Consider the following 19,710-nt stretch of genomic DNA (forward strand, 5'->3'; position numbering starts at 1 on the left):
AAAACTCCTTTCCATAGATAACAGAAGCTATTTTACCCCTGCTTATGCTTTCTGGCTGCCGCCACCGAATAAAAGATCACGCCCAGAAGCACGCCCACATAGGGAATGATATTGATAAGCTCACTGGGAAGATCGTAGAGCAGGAATACGTTAGTTATTGCCTGAAACACGGAAAAAATCATGGACACAATCAACAGCAGTACATAATTGATTCCGGCAATTCCCTGGGCTGCAATTCCGATCCAGCCTCTGCCCGCCACCATATCCTTAGAAAATATAGACGCATACCCCATTGTCATATAAGCTCCGCCTATGGCCGCCGTCAGACCGGAGAGCAGCATGGACAGCAGCTTCATTCTGGTCACATGAATCCCAACCGAACGGGCCGCCTGCTCGTTGAGGCCACAGGCCTTCATCTGCATTCCAATGGGCGTCTTATAAATCATAATATACAGCAGAATCACCAGCACAACCGTCACATAGGTAAGAAGATAATGGCCGGAAATAATTTCCCCCAGAATGGGAATATCCTGAATCAGAGGAATATCCACCACAGGCAGAACCTTCGAGGACAGATTGGCGCTGGAGCCCTTGCTGTTGGTAAACTGGTAAAGCAGAAATACGGTAAAAGAAGAGGCAAATGTATTCAGAGCAATGCCTACCAGCAGAGGCTCGGCCCCTAAAGACATGGAAAACATATAAATCATCAGCGCCATCACCACCCCGGTCAGCAGAGCAATCAAAAGCCCCAGCACCGCGCTCTGGGTCCAATAACTCCCCAGCACGGCCATCAGACAGCTCATCAGCATAATACCTTCCACTGCAATATTCCCTACCCCCGTCAGAGCCGCCATGTAGGCACTGATCGAGGCCAGCACCAGCGGAACCGATACACGGATTACTACATAGAGAAAGTTTGCTGAAAAAAAAGCTTCCGCAAAATTATCCCAGCTCATCCTTCATGCCCTCCTTCAATAGTTTTCTCTCCCGGAAACGAACTAAAAATCTCTGGGAAGACACCAAAAGCACCAGAATTGCCTGTACGATGGATATAATCTCCACCGGCACATTGGTGGTTAGGGACACAACCTCTGCTCCCTTCTTCAGATACGCAATTCCAAAAGATGCAATCAAAATTCCCACAGGATGATTGTCAGCCAGTGTTGCCATAAGAATTCCATCCCAGCCAAGGCCCGGCAGATCTGTCCACTGAAACCGGTCATAGAGACTCAAAAGCTCTGTGGAAGTCCCAAGCCCGGCAATGGCGCCTGCAATGGCGTGTACCATCATATACATTGCAAATACACTGATTCCCGAATAATGGGCAAATCTGCTGTTGATTCCAGTGATTCGTATGGAATATCCAAGCCTTGTCTTATAGATCAATACATAGACAAAGACCACCGTGAGAATCAGCAGAAGAAAGCTGACTGTAATACGTGTTCCTGGAAAAAGAATGTCCAGCTTTGCGCTGTCCGAAAAGACCTTAGAAGCCACAGCCGCAAATCCTTCGTCCCGGATCCCGGTCCTTTTCAGAAAAAAAAGGCCCACACCCAGCATAATATTATTCAGCATCAAGGTAGACACAACCTCGTTGGTATTGTATCTGGCCTTTAAAAATCCCGTGATTCCCATCAAAAAGCTTCCCAGAAGACAGGATATCAGAATACACAGGAGGGGATGCACAAATCCGTTCCCTATCTGCTGGACTGCCGCCGCTGCGCAGGCCACTCCGCAGATATAATAGAGCCCCTCCACAAACAGGTTAAAAACGCCCATTTTAAATAACAGCGCCGCAGACAGCCCGGCAAAAGCCACTGGAATCATCATCTCAATGGTATTTCCAAAATACCGCAGCTTTTTCACCGGCGAAGTCAGAATTATGATAAAATTCTCCAGCGGGCGATCCGAAACAAGCGCCAGTACCACAAAGGTGATCACAAGCGCAATCAGTGTGGAGATCACAATTTTCACAATCTTAAATACAAACTCATTGGTTATGGATAACCGGCCTTTTATGGATTTAAGCTTATCCATGTCCCACACCTCCCGCTCCCTCTTCCTGCCGTTTTACTCCCAGCATGTACAGGCCCAGTTCCTTTTCATCGAACTTGGCTGGATCCTCAAAACAGCCTGCAATCTTTCCCTCATACATCACCAGAATCCGGTCAGACAAATTGATGACTTCGTTAATGTCTGCGCTCACCAGCAGGATTCCGGCTCCCTGATTACGAAGCTCAATGAGTTGAATATGAATAAATTCCGCACTTCCGATATCAATTCCATGGACTGGCTGTTCGGCAATCAGGCATTTGGGATTCGCATGGTATTCCCTTGCCACTACCACCTTCTGAATGTTGCCGCCTGAAAGACTGTCGATCCGCTGCCTTGCATTTTTCGCCTTTACGGAAAATTTATCAATCAGCATTTCAGCCTCTTCCTGTATCCTTTTTATCTTTAAAAAGGGACCCTTGTTCAGATCCGGACGCTCATAAAAGGTAGAAATGGCATTGTCTGTAATGCTGGCCGCTCCTGCGGTCCCATCCTCCATCCGATCCTCCGGAATATAAGCCAGGCCGCTCTGCCGCTTATCATGAATGTTGAGATGGGTAATGTCTTTTCCATCCACCACGACGGTTCCGCTTCCATAATCAATCAATCCGGTAATGCAGCGTATCAGCTCAGACTGGCCGTTGCCCTGCACCCCCGCAATGCCGAGAATCTCTCCGCTCTTCACTGAGAAAGACACTTTATCCAATACCGGCACTCCGTTCTGGGTCAGGCTCAGATCCTTTACCTCCAGAATCGTTTTCTGCTCCGGCACTTCCCTGCGCAGATGGCTGTAATCCGCCGCCACTTCTCTGCCCCCAATCAGCCGGGCCATCTCCTCCAGAGAAATATCTTCTGCATTGTAAGTTCCCCTGCCTGATCCGTTCCGCATAATGGTGATTCGATCGCTGATCCGTTTGACCTCATTGAGCTTATGGGAAATAAAGAGGATTGTATGTCCGGTCTCCTTAAAATGCATCAGCTGCCGGAACAAAAGTTCCGTCTCCTGGGGAGTCAGCACGGAAGTAGGTTCATCCAGAATGATAACCTCCGCATTTCGATAGAGCGTTTTTAGGATCTCTACCTTCTGCTTTTCTCCCACGGACAGATCGGAAATTTTTTTCGTCACATCTATACCGAACTGATATTGGTCGGAAAGCTCCTGGGTCCGCTTTACGGCTGTCTTATGATCCGTAAAGATCTTCATTTTCTTTGGTTCATTTCCCAGAATAATACTGTCCGCTGCCGTATAGGAGGGGATCAGCATAAAATGCTGATGCACCATACCGATCCCCGCCTCAATGGCTTCCATGGAGCCGGAAAACGTAACCTCTTTTCCTTTGTACCGCATGGTGCCGCTGGAAGCCTGCTCGATTCCAAAGATAATTTTCATCAAGGTAGACTTCCCCGCACCGTTCTCACCTACAATAGAATGAATTTCGCCCTTCCGGAATGAAATATTGATATCCCGGTTGGCAACCACTCCGTTGCCATACACCTTATTGATCTGGCTTAATTCAAGGATATAATCTTCCACTCTTCCTTCTCCTTATTCCAGTTCCGTAATATTCCTCACAGTACACTTTACCTAAATCTATTTCCAGTCACTTAAAACATGTGCCTGTAAATCGATTTGTGCACTGTGAGGAATATTACTGTTTTATTTCGCCTGCTGTGCCTCGGATTTAATCTCCTGCCACTCTGTGGGATCTCCGTTCAGAACACTAAATACCTCAATCTCTCCATTGGTCACCCTCTCCAGCGCTTCCGCCACCTGATTTCGAACCTCCTCCGGTACAGTCTCAAGATAGTAATCATTTTCCACAAGCCCCACGCCGTTCTTTGCAATACCCAGATTCTCTACGGCGCCTCCGGGAAACTCTCCGGCAATGAGCTTGTCCACTGCGGTCTGCACGCCTACCTCTGCGTTTTTCACAAATGAGGTAAGAATGGTCTTGGCATACTCTGGCTTGGAATCAATAAACTGCGCATACTGATCCTGATCTACGCCCAGCGCATACACATTCTGCTCCGCACAAGCCTCGAAGACTCCGTTTCCTGCCCCGCCGGCAACCTGCCAGATTACATCCGCGCCGGAATTAATCATATTCAGGGTCATTTCCTTTGCCTTTGCCACATCCGTCCAGCTCTCTGGGTAACCGATAATTACCTGCACGCCCATATCATTGGCAGCCTGGCAGTAACCGCCGATGAAATCGTCCATTGCATCGTTTTCCATACCCACGATTACGCCAATCACCTTATCTTCGTTGGCCTGCTCCATATCGGATGAGGTTACAATACAGGAAAGCAGTCCGGCCACGTACCCAAGCTCCGCAGTGTCGTATTTTACTGCATATACATTGTCATAATCCAGGGGATTGCCGAAATCAAAATTAAAGAACAGCTGATCCGGATACTTTTCCGCTGCTTCGTACAGATAATACTCATAGGTATCATTTCCCGATACAATCAAATCATAGCCGGATTCGCATACGTCTGTCATAACGCTGGTCCACTTGCTGGTATCCTCTCCTGCCTCAATCAGAGTTGTCTCTACATTCTCGTATTCCTCCACAATCTGTCGTCCTCTGTCTACCAGATCCCAGTAGGACTGATCTCCGATATAAGGTACTACAAAGGCAATCTTATAGACCTTGTCCTCTCCTGCCTGTTCGTCCGATTTTCCTCCGCATCCGGCCAGGCTCAATACTGCCATTACCGCGGTTAAAAATAAAGCGATTTTTCTTCTCATAAGCTTTTCCTCTCTTCGACGTTTTTCTTGATTTTTTTATGTTCCTGTTCCATTCTGACACATGCCTCAAGGGCAGTCCGGATTTCATTCTGTTCGCCCCACATGGCCTCTTCCTTTCCATTCACATAGGCATCGATCTCTTCTGTCAGATCCACCTCATATTCATTTACTGTATTGAGAATGGATGCAGTCCGAATCCCTCTCAGACTTCCGATGGTGAAAAGAGCCGCGGTCTCCATATCTGCTCCGAGAATTCCCTTTTTCGACCAGTAATGGTCGATTTCCTCCTCCCTTTCTGTATAAAACGTGTCATGGCTTCGCACTTTTCCCACATAATAAGATACGCCGCAAGACTTTGCTGCCTCAATTACCTGAAATACCAGATCGGTATCCGGGATAGCCGGATAGATACTCTCCACATATGACTTGCTGGTTCCCTCGTCCCGGACTGCACCGTTGGCGATAATCAGGTCTCCCAGATGGATCTCTTTCTGAAGGGCTCCGCAGCTTCCAATGCGGATCATGGTTTTTACGCCAATCTGTTTCAGTTCCTCGACTGCAATTCCCACGGAAGCGCCTCCCATGCCGGTCGACATGACTAGTACCTTTATTCCCTTGTAATATCCGGTTATACTCTTATATTCTCTGTTAAATGCAATTTCTTTCACCTGGGCAAGATACTTCTTTACCCTCTCCACACGTGCCGGATCCCCTGGAAGAATCGCATACTCTGCCGCGTCTTCCCTCCTGCATCTGATATGTGGCTGTACGTCCATTCCTGAACCTCCTGTTTCCTTACTTAATATCCTTTTCCCGAATAAGGGCTTCCCGATCCTCTATGAAGATCCTTCCCTTCTTTATGCTGATAATCCCCTTTTCTTTCAACAGCTTAATGACACGGCTGACACTGCGCGGAGTAACCGCCATCTGAACCCCCAGCGTCTCTGTATGCAGCGGGATGCCGGAATTCTTATTCTTATCCCCGTTTTCTATCACATACTGGCAGACTCTCTGTTTCAATGGATACAGAATATTCTCCGCCATGTTTCTGCACATGTTATAGCTGGTATCACACATGGTCTGCATCATATATTCGTTAAAATTCCGGTCCATATGAATCCATTCCAGAAATACATCCCTGTCAATCTCCAGAACACTCACAGCCCCCTTGGCTTCCACGCCGCTGACATAAGGCGCCCGCCGGAATATTTCCAGCTCTCCGATATAATCTCCTTTTTCATAGGTGGTAATTGTGTAACGCTTTCCATGCTCCGATTCTACATAAATCCCCACGGTTCCTTTTATGATAATGTAAAAAGTATCTGAGATGCCTCCCTGTGACAGCCGGAATCTTCCCTGGCCGTAATGCCGGACCCGGACTTTTCTCAATATTTCATAAGGGCACTGTTTAAACATGGTATAGATGGTACAGTCCTTTTCAATCAGCTCTAAAAGTTCGTTCAAATCTCCTTTCATATAATTTCCTCATTTCCTGCGCAAGAATAAAATTTATAATTGCTATTATACCCATTCTTCTCTGAAAAATATAGGAAATATGTCTTGTACAAGCCTTCTTTCCGACGCTTTTTTGTCTATTTTTCACTTTTGAGAAGACATTTGTCTTTTCCCTCAGCAGGGAAGTAAACATTCAAACAGCCTTCCCTTGTACCACTCTCCCATGCTCCATCTCATACACCGTATCACACAAAACCTCGATATCCTCCTTATTATGGCTGGCAAGTATAATGGTCTTTCCTTCTTCCTTTAATCCCAAAAGAATATTCCGCACATCCTTTACCCCCTCATTATCAAGCCCGTTCATCGGCTCGTCCAAAATCAAAATATCCGGGTTTTCCATAATTGCCTGGGCAATCCCAAGCCTCTGCCTCATACCAAGGGAATATTTTCCAACCTTTTTGCGGCTGTCGGGATCTAAGCCCACCCGATCCATACTCTCCCTGATCTGCTCCCTGCCTATCAATTTACGGATGGATGCCAGATATTCCAGATTTTTGTATCCTGTATATCTGCTTAAGAATCCGGGATTTTCTATAATGATTCCCATATTGTCTGCAAAATCAATCTCTTTTCCAATCTCCTTTTCCCCAACAACCACTCTCCCGGATGTGGGTTTTAAATAACCAATCATGGTTTTGAACAAAACAGTCTTACCTGAACCATTCCTGCCTATAATCCCATAGATTTTTCCGCTTTCAAAACTGATATTAATACGATCAAGCGCAATGACATCGCCGAACCTTTTTGTTACATTCTCTACACGGATACATTCTGCCATAATTACATCCCTTCTTCAAACAAGATCTCTTTCTCTTTTCAAATATTCCCACCCGATCCAAAAACCGGCCGCCGGCAAAACGGCTTCCGCTGCGATAACCGGCCCCACTGGAAAGCCGCCTGCTTCGCATAAGCCGCTTTGCAGATACATGCCCCACATTCCATACATCACTTTGGAAACTGCATGAACCTGACAGCCGATGATAAACGTCACGCCTTCTAACAGGAACAACGCCCCCGGAGCAAAACGTCCCACCGGAAACAAATCCAGCAGCACAAACAACGCAGCCATACTGACACTGTGGAACAGCCACAGGATGGTGATTTTTGCAAACAGCTCTGCAGAAAGCACAACGATGCTCCCCACAGCAATGTCCCAGCTCAAAACAAGGACCAAGAACAGTACCGCTGTCTTTATACCGTATAAAAGCCCTTTTCCAAAACGCCTTTTCCACCAGCCCTTCACTGTTTTGCATCGATACAGGGACAGGACTTCCAGCTTCCTGTCCCTTTCTCCATAGAATCCCACTGCAAGCAGAAAGACGCCCATCGACAGAAGCCACCATCCAAACGGAATAAGCGGTATAGCGCCAAAATAATCAGAAGGCACGCCTGCAAACAGTCTGATAAACATACTTTCCGACACTATCCTTCCACCTCCGTCCCCGAGTCAAACTCAATGCTGTTTACAATCAGAAAGGATAACGCCGTCAAAACGACAATCATTGATAAAAACAAAGCTGCCGATTGCAGATAAGACAGCGTTCCGTCTATATAATTTCCCGGAATTGCCCTTGCCAGAAGGGAGGTTTCCATATGGCCGTCCATCATCTGTAAATATCCGGCCAAATGTACCCCCATCACAGCCGCCATTCCGGCATTTCTAGAAAACAGCAATGCAGAAGTATATAAAAGCACTCCCAAAAAAGCAAGATAAAGATAAAAAAATAGAAACGTGACTGCAAATGCCTGCGGAACTGACATCGTCTTCATCATTTCAAGCCATGGAAACGTAATATTATATTTGACCCCAATATGGTTTCCGGTATCAAGCGCCAGAGCGTATGCCGGACTGCTCCATATATCTCCTGCAAACCCCAAAAAACTGCTGGCAATGATACTAAATGCTGCCATGGCCCCAGCATAGAGAAACGCCTGCATTAAGATATAAAAAATCATTCCCATATTCCAGCGCTTTCTGCCGCACCGATACAAAAGCAGATAAAGATTCCCTTTTATAAACGGAGCGTCCGCCGCCGCCAAAAGCCACCCTAAGACTAAAAACAGCATATTCACATAATGCTGCTCAACCACACAAAAAGTTTCCAGTATGTTGACTGGTTCCCCTGTGTCAGCCGCATACCGCAGGAAGCCGGACATCCAATAGCCCATGACTGCAAAGCCCAAAAGATACCCCATGACGACCCTGCCGCTTCTCTGCTCTTGCTGAAGCATTCCCTTTACGATAACAGCAACGCTACCCATTCCGATACCTCCTCACAAGTCCCACCATAATGAAGGCTGACACAATCAGGATATAAACACATTCCACTCCTGCGGCCAGGGGGTAACTGCCTACATCATCTCCCCTGAGAAGCCGGATAGGATTCAGCCATGGAATCCCATTCAGCCCAATCCACATAGATTCATACAGCACAAAGGGCGCAATCAAGGCAACATAGCGGTTCGGAGTCCATACTGCAAACAGCAGCCCCACAAGCGACCACACACATCCAAACAAAAAACCAAGAACGGTTTTCCCCACTGCAATGTACCAATCCCCGTATTGGATGATATAGGTAAGCATAATGGTCCCGTCCAGCAGTCCCTGATCCGAATCCTGCGGTACCCCCGGAACGCCAAGCGTATACGCCATGATACAGGCTGCTGCAATGGGAACTGCCAGCATAACGCCTCCGGACAGCGCAACGCTGCATATCCGGATTCTTCCAAAACGTACCGGACTCATCCTTGAAAAAATCATGCGGTAATACCCGCTCTGATATTCCTCACAGAAGCTTGCCGCATAAGCCAATACGGGAAAGACGGCCGCAAAAGGCCCGAAGCCCGAAGCACCGAACACATTGTACAAAATATAATAGCTGCTCCGTGTACGCTCCGGCGGCGTCCCATTCACTGCCGCTGCCAGCAAAAGCGCCGCCACCGCTGCCATCCCGGCAAAGAATCCCACATTCAGGAAACTTCTTTTCATATCCTTCCAAAAAAATCCGTTCATTTTATTCCACCTTTATCAGTTTTCCCGTCACGGCATCCAGGTAAATATTCCATGCCGCACCTTTGTCAGCCGCTTCCTGCCATGCTTTATCGCCGGCCTCCAGCGCTGTTTCCATTTCATTCAACGGGATGCAGACATGCCATGCCGGTGTCAGAATCAGTTCCGATTCCCAAAGCGTTGGATAATATACAAGCTCTACCTGTGTCAGCTTCGCCTTGAAATTTCCGCAGAGCGTATTAGTTTCCAAATATGTTTCCAAAATATCTGTTACCTGTGGAAATGTCAAAACATTCCCGGCTTTTGACCGCTCCGTAATTTTGCCGCAATAATTCTCCAAATTCATTGCCGCTATGCCATCCTCTGTAATCCATGCGGTTCCTCTTGGCTGAACCTCCCCAAGCACAATCTGGCCAAACTCCGACGCCACTCCAATCGTTTCGTAAGAAGGCGTAAATATCAGTTCATAAAATGCGGTTCCGTTAAGTTCATAATACAAAGTCCTGGAAATATGAATTTCTGTAATGTCCAATACCGCCAGCTTCTCCAGAAGAATATCTTTTGCCCTGGAAACGGAAAATTTTGCAGGAATGCTCTCACTGTCTTTGGCAGCATCAATTTCCGGCGCTTTTTTATAAATCGCATCACAATCCTTCTTTAACCCGTTTTCCACATAGCTTACACATGTATTTCTTGCAAACGATGCCTCTTTCTGCCCATCCGATAAAATCATAAGAGAATCATCGCCGAAATTCAGCCATTCAACCGGCTTATCCTCTTCATCCATTTCACTTAACTCTTTTTCCGCCTGTGCAAGATATTCCTTTGTAAGGTCCTGCACATTTCCGCCTTCGCTGTCAAGCAGCTCCTTCAGCTTTTCCTCGTCCCAATCGTCCCGTTCCTGCAGAGTCAACGCCTGCACTGTCTGCGGCGCTGCTGGAACTTCTGCGCAAATCCAGATACCGTTTTCCTCCGTTCCGACCAGGCCCTCATACCTTTCGCCTTGCCCCGCACTCTTTGTATCTGCTGCATTTCTATATGTCTCCTCAGCTGCAATATTCTCCACCTCGTCTTCCAAAGAGCTTTTTGCATGGGAAACGCCGTTGTCTGCCGATGCTTCCGGCGCTTTCTGGCACCCCGTCAAAACACATATCCCTGTTACGCCTGCGATTAGTACTCTTAAAAATCTTTTTTTCATTTTCATACGCCTCCTGACAATTCCTCATATGGGTTATGGTTCGGATTATACACTTCTTTCCCTGCGTTTTTTTTGTTCCGGCGAAATTCTACCATATTTTTTCCGAAATCAACCGAAAAAATCTTTATCAAAAGGGGCTGTTGCAACAGCCCCCTTCCCGTGTTTTATAGGTTTTTCATATACAGCACAATCTCTGTTTCCATACGATTGTCTTTACAATGCATTTCCATATCGCCATGATATTTTTCTACGATCCGCCGGACGCTTGTGAGCCCTACTCCATGCCCTGCAGACGACTTTTCTGACAGCCTGCGCATTTCGCATACGCCTTCGGGAATCCCAGTGCAGCTATTGATCATATACAGAAGCAAAACGCCGTTTTCCATCCGAATACTGAATTTCAAAAACCGTTCGTCTGTCTGAATAGATGCCGCTATGGCATTATCCAAAAGATTTCCGACAATTACATTGAAATCGAAAGAACGCAGATTCATCTTCTCCGGAAGCACAATATCCGTTTCCACTTTTTTCAATTCTTCTTTTGCCCTTTGCAGCTTGTAATTCAGCAGGCTGTCCAACGCCTCATTCCCTGTATAAATATGCTCGGACGGATTCTTCATAAACTCCTGCATGGAATCAAGATATTCTGTCACTTTTTCAGGCTTTGAACCCCTTGCCAATCCCTCAAGCGCCAGCACATGGTTTTTCATATCGTGCCTTAATGCCCTGATACGGCTTTGGGACTCTTTCATAAGCTCAAACTGGTTCTGATAAGCAGCCGTCTGCTGTTTATAAATATCCTGTTCCCTTAGCTGTACGTAATTTTTAAGCAAAATATGATACAAATAAAAGACACACAGATTAAGTATCAAAACCGCCGCACACACCAATACCGCCGTCCATCTGCCAATACTTCCATACAGCATCCCGCAAAATACCGCCACGCTCAATACAGGAATTGCAGACAGCAAAAACATCTGTTTTTTGTCAAGGTTTTTTTCCCTGCTTTCCTTCGGATCGGGAATATGACAGATCACCACTGCGCAGATCAGCAGGAGCAGGGCAGAAACCGCGCTCTCCTGCATTCGAATCAGCTCTGAACCTGCAAAGGATACAGCCGCTCCGCTGCCCATGTCCAGGCAGAAATAGACCATAGCGATCCATATTTTTTTCTCCCATGGGCCGCGGTAAAAACAAGCTGCGCCAATAATCCCCGTCAAATTACACATTTCATAGAAAAGCGTCAAATGAAATTCACCGTAGGCGGCTGTTGTCAACAGATAGTATCCTGCAAAAACGAGTTTCCACAAGAGCCTGTTCTTACCTTCCGCAGGCAGAAAGGTATCCAAGACCTTTTTCAGCAGCGCCGTGCGCAAAATACCTACAATCAAAATGGCTGGTAACTCATATCCTATTTTATAACACATTGTACCCTTTTCTTCACTGTTCACTCACAGAGGGAGCAGCAGTCATTTTTCCCTTTAAATATTGTTTGATTTTTTCCCTGACTTCTTTCCTGTATGGTTTACTGACGCTTAGGACGTCGCCATTCAGCATTTTTATGCTTTCATAGGAATACTCGCACACATATTCCTGATGGATCACATAGGACTGGTGAATCATCAGAAAGCCTGCCGGAAGCTGCTCCATGACATGCTTCAGCTTCCCATAGAATTCCTCCTGGCCATCCCTTTTTATCATCAAGACCTTTTTATCCATACTCATAAAATATAATATTTCCTTTACCGGAACACGAAAAATCCGGCTTCCCCTTCGATATTCGAAGCATCTTTTTGCATACCTTTTTCTTTTCATGCTTCTTTCCAACACTTCTTTCAGCCGGGCAGCGGAAATCGGCTTTACAAGAAATTCCAGCGGCTGTATTTTGAAAAGCTCCATGGCGTAACCCTGCTTTGAAGAAATATAGACGATATGGGTATCAAAATCCCCCATCTCGTCACGGATAAAAGCTCCTATTTCGATGCCGTTTTTTTGCAGCAATTCAATATCAAGAAAAAGGAGATCCAATTCAACCCCTTTTTTCAAATCACACTCCAGACTCTCTCCGCTATACCACACCTCAATTTCAAATTTTACTGAACTATCTGCTGAGAGCTTTTGAATCTGTTCCTCCAGCAAGGAACACAAAATTTTATCATCGTCACATATTCCGACTCTGTACATACGATCCCTGCTCCTTTAAACAATGTCGTTTTTATTGTACTTTACATAGAAAAAGGGTCTGCCGGGAAATATGACATCAGACTTTTCTGATATCATATCCCGACAGCCCCTTCCCACTCTCTATTCCTTTGTATTCATCAGCCGTTTCCGCTAAAGGCTTTGGCTCTTAATTCTTCACTGCGACAGCCTCAACCTCACAAAGCACACCCTTGGGAAGCTCCTTCACTGCCACGCAGCTTCTTGCCGGTCTGGATACGAAAAACTCCTCATATACCTGGTTGAACACCCCGAAGTCCGCCATATCCGCCAAAAAACAGGTTGTCTTGATCACCTGCTCATAGCCGATCCCGGCTGCTTTCAGAATCTCTCCCACATTCACGCAGCTCTGCCGCGCCTGTGCTTCAATGCCCTCGGGAATCTCTCCTGTCTCCGGGTTTACCGGAATCTGACCGGAAGAAAAAACAAATCCGTTTACTTCTATCCCCTGGGAATAGGGGCCTATTGCCGCCGGTGCTTTTGTAGTTGCTATTGCTTTCATGCTGCTCCTCCTTTTTATCTTTTAACCATATACCCTCAGTGTCCTCTTGTCCACTGAGGGTATTGCAGTTTTTCAAATATTTACATACGTAAACCCTTACTCCTCCGGAGGGATCTCCTCATCCTCCGGCTCCGGCTGAACCTCGCCCTCTTCCTCTTCCATGCCGTCCGGCATCGTTCCGTCCACGGCATTCGGCTGCACGATTCCTCCAATCAGATTCCCCAGATGAAGGGGACAAGGAGGCGCCACCAGAGGCGAGCCGGACACATCGTTGTTTTCCGGCATCAAGGTAATCACCCGGTATTCATGGACGGGACAGGCGTCCGTTGCCAGTCCGCCGCTCTCCACACAAGCTTCCCCTGCCACATGAACATTGCAATACTCCGTAGGCGTGCTTCCCACCGCAAAGTATTCCGACTTCATCATACCGTCGCACAGCCCTGGGATTGGAAGCTTTCCGGAAGCTGCGCAGACGGTTGCACTGGTGACGGACTCCGGCTTGGGGAAATCCTTATTTTCCAGATTCTCGTGAATTCTGGACATCACATTCTTCCAGATCACCTTATGATAGCTCGTCTCTCCCTTGCCCAGCTTATGGTTATTGTCAAAACCGCCCCAGATGCCTGCCGTATAGTAAGGGGTATATCCTACAAACCACACATCGTTATTTTTTGAAGTTGTTCCCGTCTTTCCGGCAATCGTCATGCCGCTGAAGCGGACGGCTCCTCCCGTACCCTGTGTAACTACGTCCTTCATGGCGCTTGTGAGAAGCCATGCCGTACTGTCCTTTAACACCGTTCTGGTATAGGACTTCGTATTGTCAATCAGAACATTTTTGTCATGATCCAGAATTCTTGTATAGAATACAGGCTTTGTATAAACGCCGCCGTTGGCAATGGTAGCATAAGCCGCCGTCAGCTCCAGATTCGTCACACCTCTTGTCAGTCCGCCCAGGGCCATAGCCTGGGTATAGTCGTTGTTGCCATTGGCATCCAGTTCCTTCTGAAGCGTGGTGATTCCCATATTCTCCAGATACGTTATGCCAAGAGCCGGCGTAATATCCGTCAGGGTCTTTACCGCAAGAATATTCATAGACTGCTCAATACCCTTTCGAAGAGACGTCCACCCCTTGTAAGCCTCGCCGTTCCAGTTCCGCACGGGGCGTCCCCCTGTATAGCTGTAGGGCGCGTCAAACTGGGTGGTGGCAAGTGACATTCCGGCCGAATCCAGGGCCGGCGCATAGGTAGACACTACCTTAAAGGTAGACCCCGGCTGACGCACCGTGTCCACGGCCCGGTTCAGGCTTAAGCTGGCCTTCTTTTCTCCACGGCCGCCTACAATGCCCTTTACATATCCCGTAGCCTGATCCATCACAACCATAGACGCCTGGGGCTGTATGGTCATATCCGCCCGTTCGTATATCGTATCGCCCTCCTCCACCAGCGTGGCTTTGTAGGCGTCTATATAGCTCTGGGCCTCCTCTTCCGTATCAAAAAGCAGCTCAAAATTGGCAGACTCGTTCTTTTTAAAGTATGCCTCCATCATTTCCTTACTGTAATTCTTCTGTTCGCCGTCCGGCTTGACCACAGTCAGCGCATAGTCAAGGCCGATGCGGACATTGGCCGGATAATTTTCCGGATTGCCCATCTCCTCGTCCATAATCGCCTGGATCTCCGGATCCTGGGCCGTCTCAATGGTCAGACCGCCGCTGTATACAAGATTGTATGCCTGCTGGGGCGTATATCCCTTGACCTCCTGCAGATCATTGATCACCTGATCGATCACAGCATCTACATAGTAGGAGAACACCTCCGTATTGCTCTTGACCTCGTTGGTAATCTGAATCCGGGCGTACACATCATCCTCCATAGCCTCATCGTATTCGGCCTGGCTGATATATCCCTGCTTCAGCATATGATCCAGCACCAGATCCCTGCGCTCCTGGTTCTTCTCCTGATTGCTGATGGGATTGTAGCCTGTCGGGCTTTTGGTCGTTCCCGCAATCACCGCCGCCTCGGAGATGGTCAGATCCTTTACATCCTTATTAAAATAGCGGTTGGCCGCCGCCTGGATGCCAAGGGCATTCTGTCCCAGATTGATGGTATTCAGATATGCCTGCAGAATCTCCTCCTTGCTCATGCTCTTCTCAAGCTCCACTGCCAGGTACTGTTCCTGAAGCTTACGCTCCACCTTCTCCGCCGTGGTGCTCTCGCTCATAAAATCAAAGACACTGTTCTTCAGCAGCTGCTGCGTAATGGTGCTGGCGCCCTCGGTACGCTTGAAGCCGCTGGCAATTCCCCGGACGCCGGCCCGGATAATGCCCTTCAAATCAATTCCGTTGTGCTCGTAAAACCGCTCGTCCTCGATGGCCACAAAGGCATCCTGCACATGCTGGGGCACATCCTCAATATCCACCCAGATACGGTTGGAACCCGCCTCCACCAGCTCTGTAATCTGGTTGCCGTTGGCATCCATCATAATCGACTTATAGCCTCTCGGAACAACATTGATGGTTTCCACAGGAGGCGCATTGTCAATTACACCCTTTACAATTCCCACTCCCGCACACAGGCCGGCCACTCCCGTTGCCAGTATGCAGATAAGAAATGCTTTTATAAATACAACACTTGCTTTTTTTCCGACTTTTGCAGTTTTGGAGTTCATAGACCTCTGTTTTTTGGAAGTCCCTCTTTTTCCGTAATTCATGCTTTAGCCTCCTCTACATCCAATCATTATAACAAATATTACAGTAGGAATAAAGCATAAAATAAAAATTCACATTTTCTTGCGTTTTTAATAAGGTTTCTTTATAATATTTCTAAGATACTTTTTATTTCTGTAACAGTTTTCGACAGTTTTTGCAGCGGATACCCGTTATAATACTCTCCAAAAGACGTTCAAAAAGGAGTGCATTATGCAAAAGGAATTTTTAATCGAGACCAGAGCTGTTGCAGACGAAAAAGGAAATCTGCTGAATCTGAAATATTACCTGATTGAGGAAGAACAGCCTTTGTCCGTTACCCCGCTCTATCGTATCTGCATCAAAAAGTCCGTTGCGGAGAAGCCCGGAGTAGAAGAAACGGAAAGCACGCCTCCTGTCTCCCACTCGGAAGCCTTTGCCAGGCAGATGCTGCGGCGGCTGATCACCAATGCCGTTACGCCTGTCTGCCTTCTGGAAATTGTAGACGATATGATGACAGGAGAGAGCGGACAGGCTTCTTAGGCAGATATAGGAAAGGAATCTTATGCCAGAATCATATCGCTTTACCTACATAGGCGGCACAGGAGAGATTACGGAAAAGAAGTCCCGTTTCATTGCCGCTGTAGAGCCTGTAAAATCAGAAGAAGAGGCCATGGCCTTTATCGAACGCATCCGCAGGCAGCACTGGGACGCCTCCCACAACTGTACTGCTTTCACCATCGGAAGCAGCCATCAGCTCACCCGGTGCAGCGACGACCGGGAGCCTGCCGGAACAGCCGGACGCCCTATGCTGGATGTCCTCTTAGGCGAAGATCTCCACGACACGGCCGTCGTAGTGACGCGCTATTTCGGCGGCACGCTATTGGGAACCGGCGGACTTGTCCGGGCCTATTCCGCAGCTGTCCGGGAAGGGCTGCGCCATGCTGTGATTCTGGATAAGAAGCCGGGTGTCCGGCTGACGATTCAGACAGATTATAACGGCCTGGGAAAGATCCAATATATTTTAAATCAGGACAAGCTTCCCCTCCTTCACTCGGAATATACGGATTCTGTTTTTCTGGAGGCCCTTGTTCCCGTCTCTTTTGTGGACGCTGTCACTTCTTCCATCACAGAAGCCACCAGCGGACAGGCTCTGCTGACTGCAGGCGATCCCTGCATGTATGCGCTCCTGGACGGGGAGGTACTTATGTTTGAGGAGGAAGCCTTATGAATATGCGCTCTATTTTCAGACGCAATCTGCTTTTGCTGGGTCTGCTGTCGGCAGGCTCTCTTTTCTTCTTTATTTTTTCCCTTGCAGCCTCCTATTACCGTTCCCATCCCGATTATCCCCCGTTTCTTCTGCGGATCAACGAGGTCTGTACGGTGAATCCCGGCGTGAATGCAGGTGAGGCCTATATCTATGAGGATTACATTGAACTGTACAACCCTTCCGACCAGGAAATCTCCCTTGAACATGTCTTCTTGTCCGATACCGAAGAAAACTACGGCCGTGCTCCCCTCCCGGACGATGTCATTCCTCCCGGCGGCTATTATGTAATCTATGCAGACAGCAAGGACAACTCGGTTCCCGAGGGCTTTCACAGCCTGCCCTTTCGTCTGTCCGAAAATGAAACCGTCACGCTCAGCTACTGTATCGAGTCCGAAAGCGGCGATAAAAATTATTTTCCCATAGACACCTTGTTCGTGCCTTCTCTGCCTCCCGGGATTGTGTATGCCAGAACAGAGGACGGAACAGGAGAACCTGCAAGAATGCGTCCCTCCCCCGACTCTTCCAACCAGACAGCTTCCCGTCTTCTGGATTCTCCCGTTCTTTCTGCCAAGAGCGGTTTTTATCCGGCTCCCTTTACCCTGGAGCTTCAGTGCCCAGAAGGTCTCTCTGTCTATTATACCCTGGACGGAAGCATCCCTACGCCGGCGGATCACCTTTACAGTGAGCCTCTGACCTTTTCCGATCCCAGCAGCAGCGGCAATGTATTCTCTGCCCGGGACGACATTGCTTCACAAACAGACGGTTATCTTCCGCCTTCTGACCCCGTAGACAAAGCCCTGGTGGTAAGGGCTGCCGCATATGACGAAGAGGGCAATTACAGCCAGCCTGTCACAGCCGTCTATTTTCTTGATTTTGAGGAAAAAGCAGGCTATGAAAATACGGCCATTGTCTCCCTTATTACCGACCCGGATAATCTCTTTGATGAGGAAACGGGCATCTATGTCCGGGGCAGCCGTTATGACCAGGGAATCGAAAATCTGGAAATCAGCCCCGATCTTTCCTGGAGCGAGCTGACGGATTATCTGAACTACTATCTGCGCGGAACCATTTCCGAGCGCCCGGCCCATATTACCTTTCTGGACAGCGCCCACAGCCTCCTTCTGGAGGAAGAATGCGGCATCCGCGTCCGGGGAAACCAGTCCCGGAGCTTTCCCCAGAAGAGTTTTACTCTCTTTGCCAGGAAACGCTATGGAAACAATACCTTTGCCCCTGTATTTTTTAATACCGGTATTTCTTACCCCGATCTGATCTTAAACAGCGGCAAAGATCTGAAAAAGGTATTTTTCTTTTCCCTCACAGAGGATCGGAGCGCCGCCGTTCAAAGGTACACGCCGTGCCAGGTTTTCTTAAACGGTGAATACTGGGGGATGTATTATCTGATGGAAAAATATTCCGGCGAATACCTGGAAGGGCATTACGGGGCGGAAAAAGAAAACATCGTCCTGATCAAAACCTCCTGGGAGGTTCAGGAAGGCAATTCCGATTTTATCTTCCAGTTCCGCTATCTCAAGGATTACCTTAAGCTGGACATGTCCAATCCGGAGGTTTATAACGGACTTCTGCAGCAGATGGATATGCAGAGCTTTATTGACTGGATGTGCGCCAATATCTATATTGCCAATACCGACTCAAAGCCTCTAGGCAATAATGTGTTTACCTGGAGAGCAGCCGTCCCCGGCTGGGCAAAGTACCAGGACGGCAGGTGGCGCTGGATGCTCTACGATCTGGATGACTCCCTGGGTGTGGGGATTGATTCCGAAGCCCCTTCCTACCTCATTGATTCCTTTGTGGAACACCCCGGCTATTCCCCCTGCGGCTTCCTGGATGACGATCCCATGCCTTCTCTGATGAAGAGCGGGGAGTTCCGCCGTCAGTTTGTATTGACCTTTATGGATATGGCAAATGAGAACTTCCGCCCCTCCCGTGTAACGGCCCTGCTGGACGAGCTGGAAGCCCAGTATGCAGAAGCTGCCGCCAAAAGCTATGAGCGCTGGAACACAGCTCCTATAGATACGCCTTTTGAACAGCAGGCAGAGGAGCTGCGGGTGTTTTTTGCCAACCGCTATGACGCCATCGTTCCCTGCCTTGCCCGGCATTTTTCCCTGGCCGGATCCCTAGTTCCCTTAACACTGTCTGCAGAGCAGCCGGAAGGAGGAACTGTGATTCTGAACACCATTACACCGGATCTTACTTCCGGAAGCTGGGCGGGAAATTACTATACAGATTATCCCCTGACCCTCACGGCTGTTCCCAAAAGAGGCTATACCTTTGCGGGCTGGGAGGTAAACGGCTGCGGCATCCTGTCTGATTCCACCGAAAAGCACCAGATTCAGATACAGCTAGAGGACGGCACAGAGGCTTCCGTAAAAGCCGTGTTTTCCAGGTAGGCTTCTTTTTCTATGCGTGTAAAGAAGAGGCTGCCGGGAAATATGACATCAGACTTTTCTGATATCATATTTCCCGGCAGCCTCTTCTCATTTTCTTATC

18 protein-coding genes are annotated in these 19,710 nt (G+C 48.0%); 3 read left to right on the plus strand and 15 right to left on the minus strand.

What is annotated here, in order from left to right; all coding sequences use genetic code 11:
* Window positions 1–32 precede the first annotated feature (32 nt).
* The 15 genes from VV089_RS17235 to VV089_RS17305 all read right to left on the minus strand — a co-directional run bounded on the left by VV089_RS17235 (window position 33) and on the right by VV089_RS17305 (window position 15,958).
* Window positions 33–956, minus strand: a complete 924-nt coding sequence (locus VV089_RS17235) for an ABC transporter permease (RefSeq protein ID WP_334336763.1) — start codon at window positions 954–956, stop codon at window positions 33–35.
* Entirely contained in the window at window positions 943–2,037 is a 1,095-nt protein-coding gene (locus VV089_RS17240; RefSeq protein ID WP_334336764.1) for an ABC transporter permease, read from the minus strand. Before VV089_RS17240 ends, VV089_RS17235 begins: the two co-directional genes overlap by 14 nt.
* Complete coding sequence (locus tag VV089_RS17245) at window positions 2,030–3,586, minus strand: ABC transporter ATP-binding protein (RefSeq protein ID WP_334336765.1); 1,557 nt, start codon at window positions 3,584–3,586, stop codon at window positions 2,030–2,032. Before VV089_RS17245 ends, VV089_RS17240 begins: the two co-directional genes overlap by 8 nt.
* Window positions 3,587–3,709: 123 nt before the next feature.
* Window positions 3,710–4,804, minus strand: a complete 1,095-nt coding sequence (locus VV089_RS17250; RefSeq protein WP_334336766.1) for a BMP family lipoprotein — start codon at window positions 4,802–4,804, stop codon at window positions 3,710–3,712.
* Window positions 4,801–5,580: a nucleoside phosphorylase gene (locus tag VV089_RS17255; RefSeq protein ID WP_334336767.1), complete on the minus strand. Its 780-nt coding sequence runs from the start codon at window positions 5,578–5,580 to the stop codon at window positions 4,801–4,803. The genes VV089_RS17250 and VV089_RS17255 overlap by 4 nt, the downstream gene beginning before the upstream one ends.
* A 19-nt stretch (window positions 5,581–5,599) precedes the next feature.
* Window positions 5,600–6,280, minus strand: a complete 681-nt coding sequence (locus VV089_RS17260; protein WP_334336768.1) for a Crp/Fnr family transcriptional regulator — start codon at window positions 6,278–6,280, stop codon at window positions 5,600–5,602.
* 172 nt (window positions 6,281–6,452) lie between these two features.
* Complete coding sequence (locus VV089_RS17265) at window positions 6,453–7,100, minus strand: ABC transporter ATP-binding protein (protein WP_172541608.1); 648 nt, start codon at window positions 7,098–7,100, stop codon at window positions 6,453–6,455.
* A 15-nt stretch (window positions 7,101–7,115) separates the two neighbouring features.
* Entirely contained in the window at window positions 7,116–7,745 is a 630-nt protein-coding gene (locus VV089_RS17270) for a hypothetical protein (protein WP_334336769.1), read from the minus strand.
* Window positions 7,745–8,584 carry a hypothetical protein gene (locus VV089_RS17275; RefSeq protein WP_334336770.1) on the minus strand — a complete coding sequence of 280 codons (840 nt, stop codon included), beginning with the start codon at window positions 8,582–8,584 and terminating at the stop codon, window positions 7,745–7,747. Before VV089_RS17275 ends, VV089_RS17270 begins: the two co-directional genes overlap by 1 nt.
* Window positions 8,577–9,335, minus strand: a complete 759-nt coding sequence (locus VV089_RS17280) for a hypothetical protein (RefSeq protein WP_334336771.1) — start codon at window positions 9,333–9,335, stop codon at window positions 8,577–8,579. Before VV089_RS17280 ends, VV089_RS17275 begins: the two co-directional genes overlap by 8 nt.
* Window position 9,336: 1 nt before the next feature.
* Entirely contained in the window at window positions 9,337–10,530 is a 1,194-nt protein-coding gene (locus tag VV089_RS17285) for a hypothetical protein (RefSeq protein ID WP_334336772.1), read from the minus strand.
* Between the two features lie 164 nt (window positions 10,531–10,694).
* The gene (locus tag VV089_RS17290; RefSeq protein WP_334336773.1) at window positions 10,695–11,957 is read right to left on the minus strand and encodes a sensor histidine kinase; all 1,263 of its coding nucleotides are present in this window, start codon (window positions 11,955–11,957) and stop codon (window positions 10,695–10,697) included.
* 13 nt (window positions 11,958–11,970) lie between these two features.
* Window positions 11,971–12,714, minus strand: a complete 744-nt coding sequence (locus tag VV089_RS17295; protein ID WP_334336774.1) for a LytR/AlgR family response regulator transcription factor — start codon at window positions 12,712–12,714, stop codon at window positions 11,971–11,973.
* A 166-nt stretch (window positions 12,715–12,880) separates the two neighbouring features.
* On the minus strand, window positions 12,881–13,252 hold the full coding sequence (locus VV089_RS17300) for a RidA family protein (protein WP_334336775.1): 372 nt from the start codon (window positions 13,250–13,252) through the stop codon (window positions 12,881–12,883).
* Window positions 13,253–13,348: 96 nt separating this feature from the next.
* On the minus strand, window positions 13,349–15,958 hold the full coding sequence (locus VV089_RS17305; protein WP_172541600.1) for a PBP1A family penicillin-binding protein: 2,610 nt from the start codon (window positions 15,956–15,958) through the stop codon (window positions 13,349–13,351).
* Between the two features lie 208 nt (window positions 15,959–16,166).
* On the opposite strand from VV089_RS17305, the gene VV089_RS17310 reads away from it, so the two are divergent.
* Genes VV089_RS17310 through VV089_RS17320 form a run of 3 tightly spaced genes read left to right on the plus strand, consistent with a single transcriptional unit; the run spans window position 16,167 to window position 19,610 of the window.
* On the plus strand, window positions 16,167–16,475 hold the full coding sequence (locus VV089_RS17310; RefSeq protein WP_172541599.1) for a DUF6514 family protein: 309 nt from the start codon (window positions 16,167–16,169) through the stop codon (window positions 16,473–16,475).
* Between the two features lie 22 nt (window positions 16,476–16,497).
* On the plus strand, window positions 16,498–17,163 hold the full coding sequence (locus VV089_RS17315; protein WP_172541598.1) for a YigZ family protein: 666 nt from the start codon (window positions 16,498–16,500) through the stop codon (window positions 17,161–17,163).
* Window positions 17,160–19,610 carry a CotH kinase family protein gene (locus VV089_RS17320; protein ID WP_334336776.1) on the plus strand — a complete coding sequence of 817 codons (2,451 nt, stop codon included), beginning with the start codon at window positions 17,160–17,162 and terminating at the stop codon, window positions 19,608–19,610. Before VV089_RS17315 ends, VV089_RS17320 begins: the two co-directional genes overlap by 4 nt.
* The last annotated feature ends 100 nt before the right edge of the window (window positions 19,611–19,710 follow it).

The sequence above is a fragment of the Candidatus Merdisoma sp. JLR.KK011 genome (assembly GCF_036941125.1).
In the GTDB taxonomy this organism is placed as follows: domain Bacteria; phylum Bacillota; class Clostridia; order Lachnospirales; family Lachnospiraceae; genus Laedolimicola.

Bases quoted from the DNA above. Each gene is read 5' to 3' on its own strand.
- VV089_RS17320 (WP_334336776.1), top strand. From the start codon at position 17,160: ATGAATATGCGCTCTATTTTCAGACGCAATCTGCTTTTGCTGGGTCTG.
- VV089_RS17260 (WP_334336768.1), bottom strand. From the start codon at position 6,280: ATGAAAGGAGATTTGAACGAACTTTTAGAGCTGATTGAAAAGGACTGT.
- VV089_RS17300 (WP_334336775.1), bottom strand. From the start codon at position 13,252: ATGAAAGCAATAGCAACTACAAAAGCACCGGCGGCAATAGGCCCCTAT.
- VV089_RS17310 (WP_172541599.1), top strand. From the start codon at position 16,167: ATGCAAAAGGAATTTTTAATCGAGACCAGAGCTGTTGCAGACGAAAAA.
- VV089_RS17295 (WP_334336774.1), bottom strand. From the start codon at position 12,714: ATGTACAGAGTCGGAATATGTGACGATGATAAAATTTTGTGTTCCTTG.
- VV089_RS17255 (WP_334336767.1), bottom strand. From the start codon at position 5,580: ATGGACGTACAGCCACATATCAGATGCAGGAGGGAAGACGCGGCAGAG.
- VV089_RS17240 (WP_334336764.1), bottom strand. From the start codon at position 2,037: ATGGATAAGCTTAAATCCATAAAAGGCCGGTTATCCATAACCAATGAG.
- VV089_RS17235 (WP_334336763.1), bottom strand. From the start codon at position 956: ATGAGCTGGGATAATTTTGCGGAAGCTTTTTTTTCAGCAAACTTTCTC.
- VV089_RS17285 (WP_334336772.1), bottom strand. From the start codon at position 10,530: ATGAAAAAAAGATTTTTAAGAGTACTAATCGCAGGCGTAACAGGGATA.
- VV089_RS17275 (WP_334336770.1), bottom strand. From the start codon at position 8,584: ATGGGTAGCGTTGCTGTTATCGTAAAGGGAATGCTTCAGCAAGAGCAG.
- VV089_RS17305 (WP_172541600.1), bottom strand. From the start codon at position 15,958: ATGAATTACGGAAAAAGAGGGACTTCCAAAAAACAGAGGTCTATGAAC.
- VV089_RS17290 (WP_334336773.1), bottom strand. From the start codon at position 11,957: ATGTGTTATAAAATAGGATATGAGTTACCAGCCATTTTGATTGTAGGT.
- VV089_RS17265 (WP_172541608.1), bottom strand. From the start codon at position 7,100: ATGGCAGAATGTATCCGTGTAGAGAATGTAACAAAAAGGTTCGGCGAT.
- VV089_RS17280 (WP_334336771.1), bottom strand. From the start codon at position 9,335: ATGAACGGATTTTTTTGGAAGGATATGAAAAGAAGTTTCCTGAATGTG.
- VV089_RS17315 (WP_172541598.1), top strand. From the start codon at position 16,498: ATGCCAGAATCATATCGCTTTACCTACATAGGCGGCACAGGAGAGATT.
- VV089_RS17250 (WP_334336766.1), bottom strand. From the start codon at position 4,804: ATGAGAAGAAAAATCGCTTTATTTTTAACCGCGGTAATGGCAGTATTG.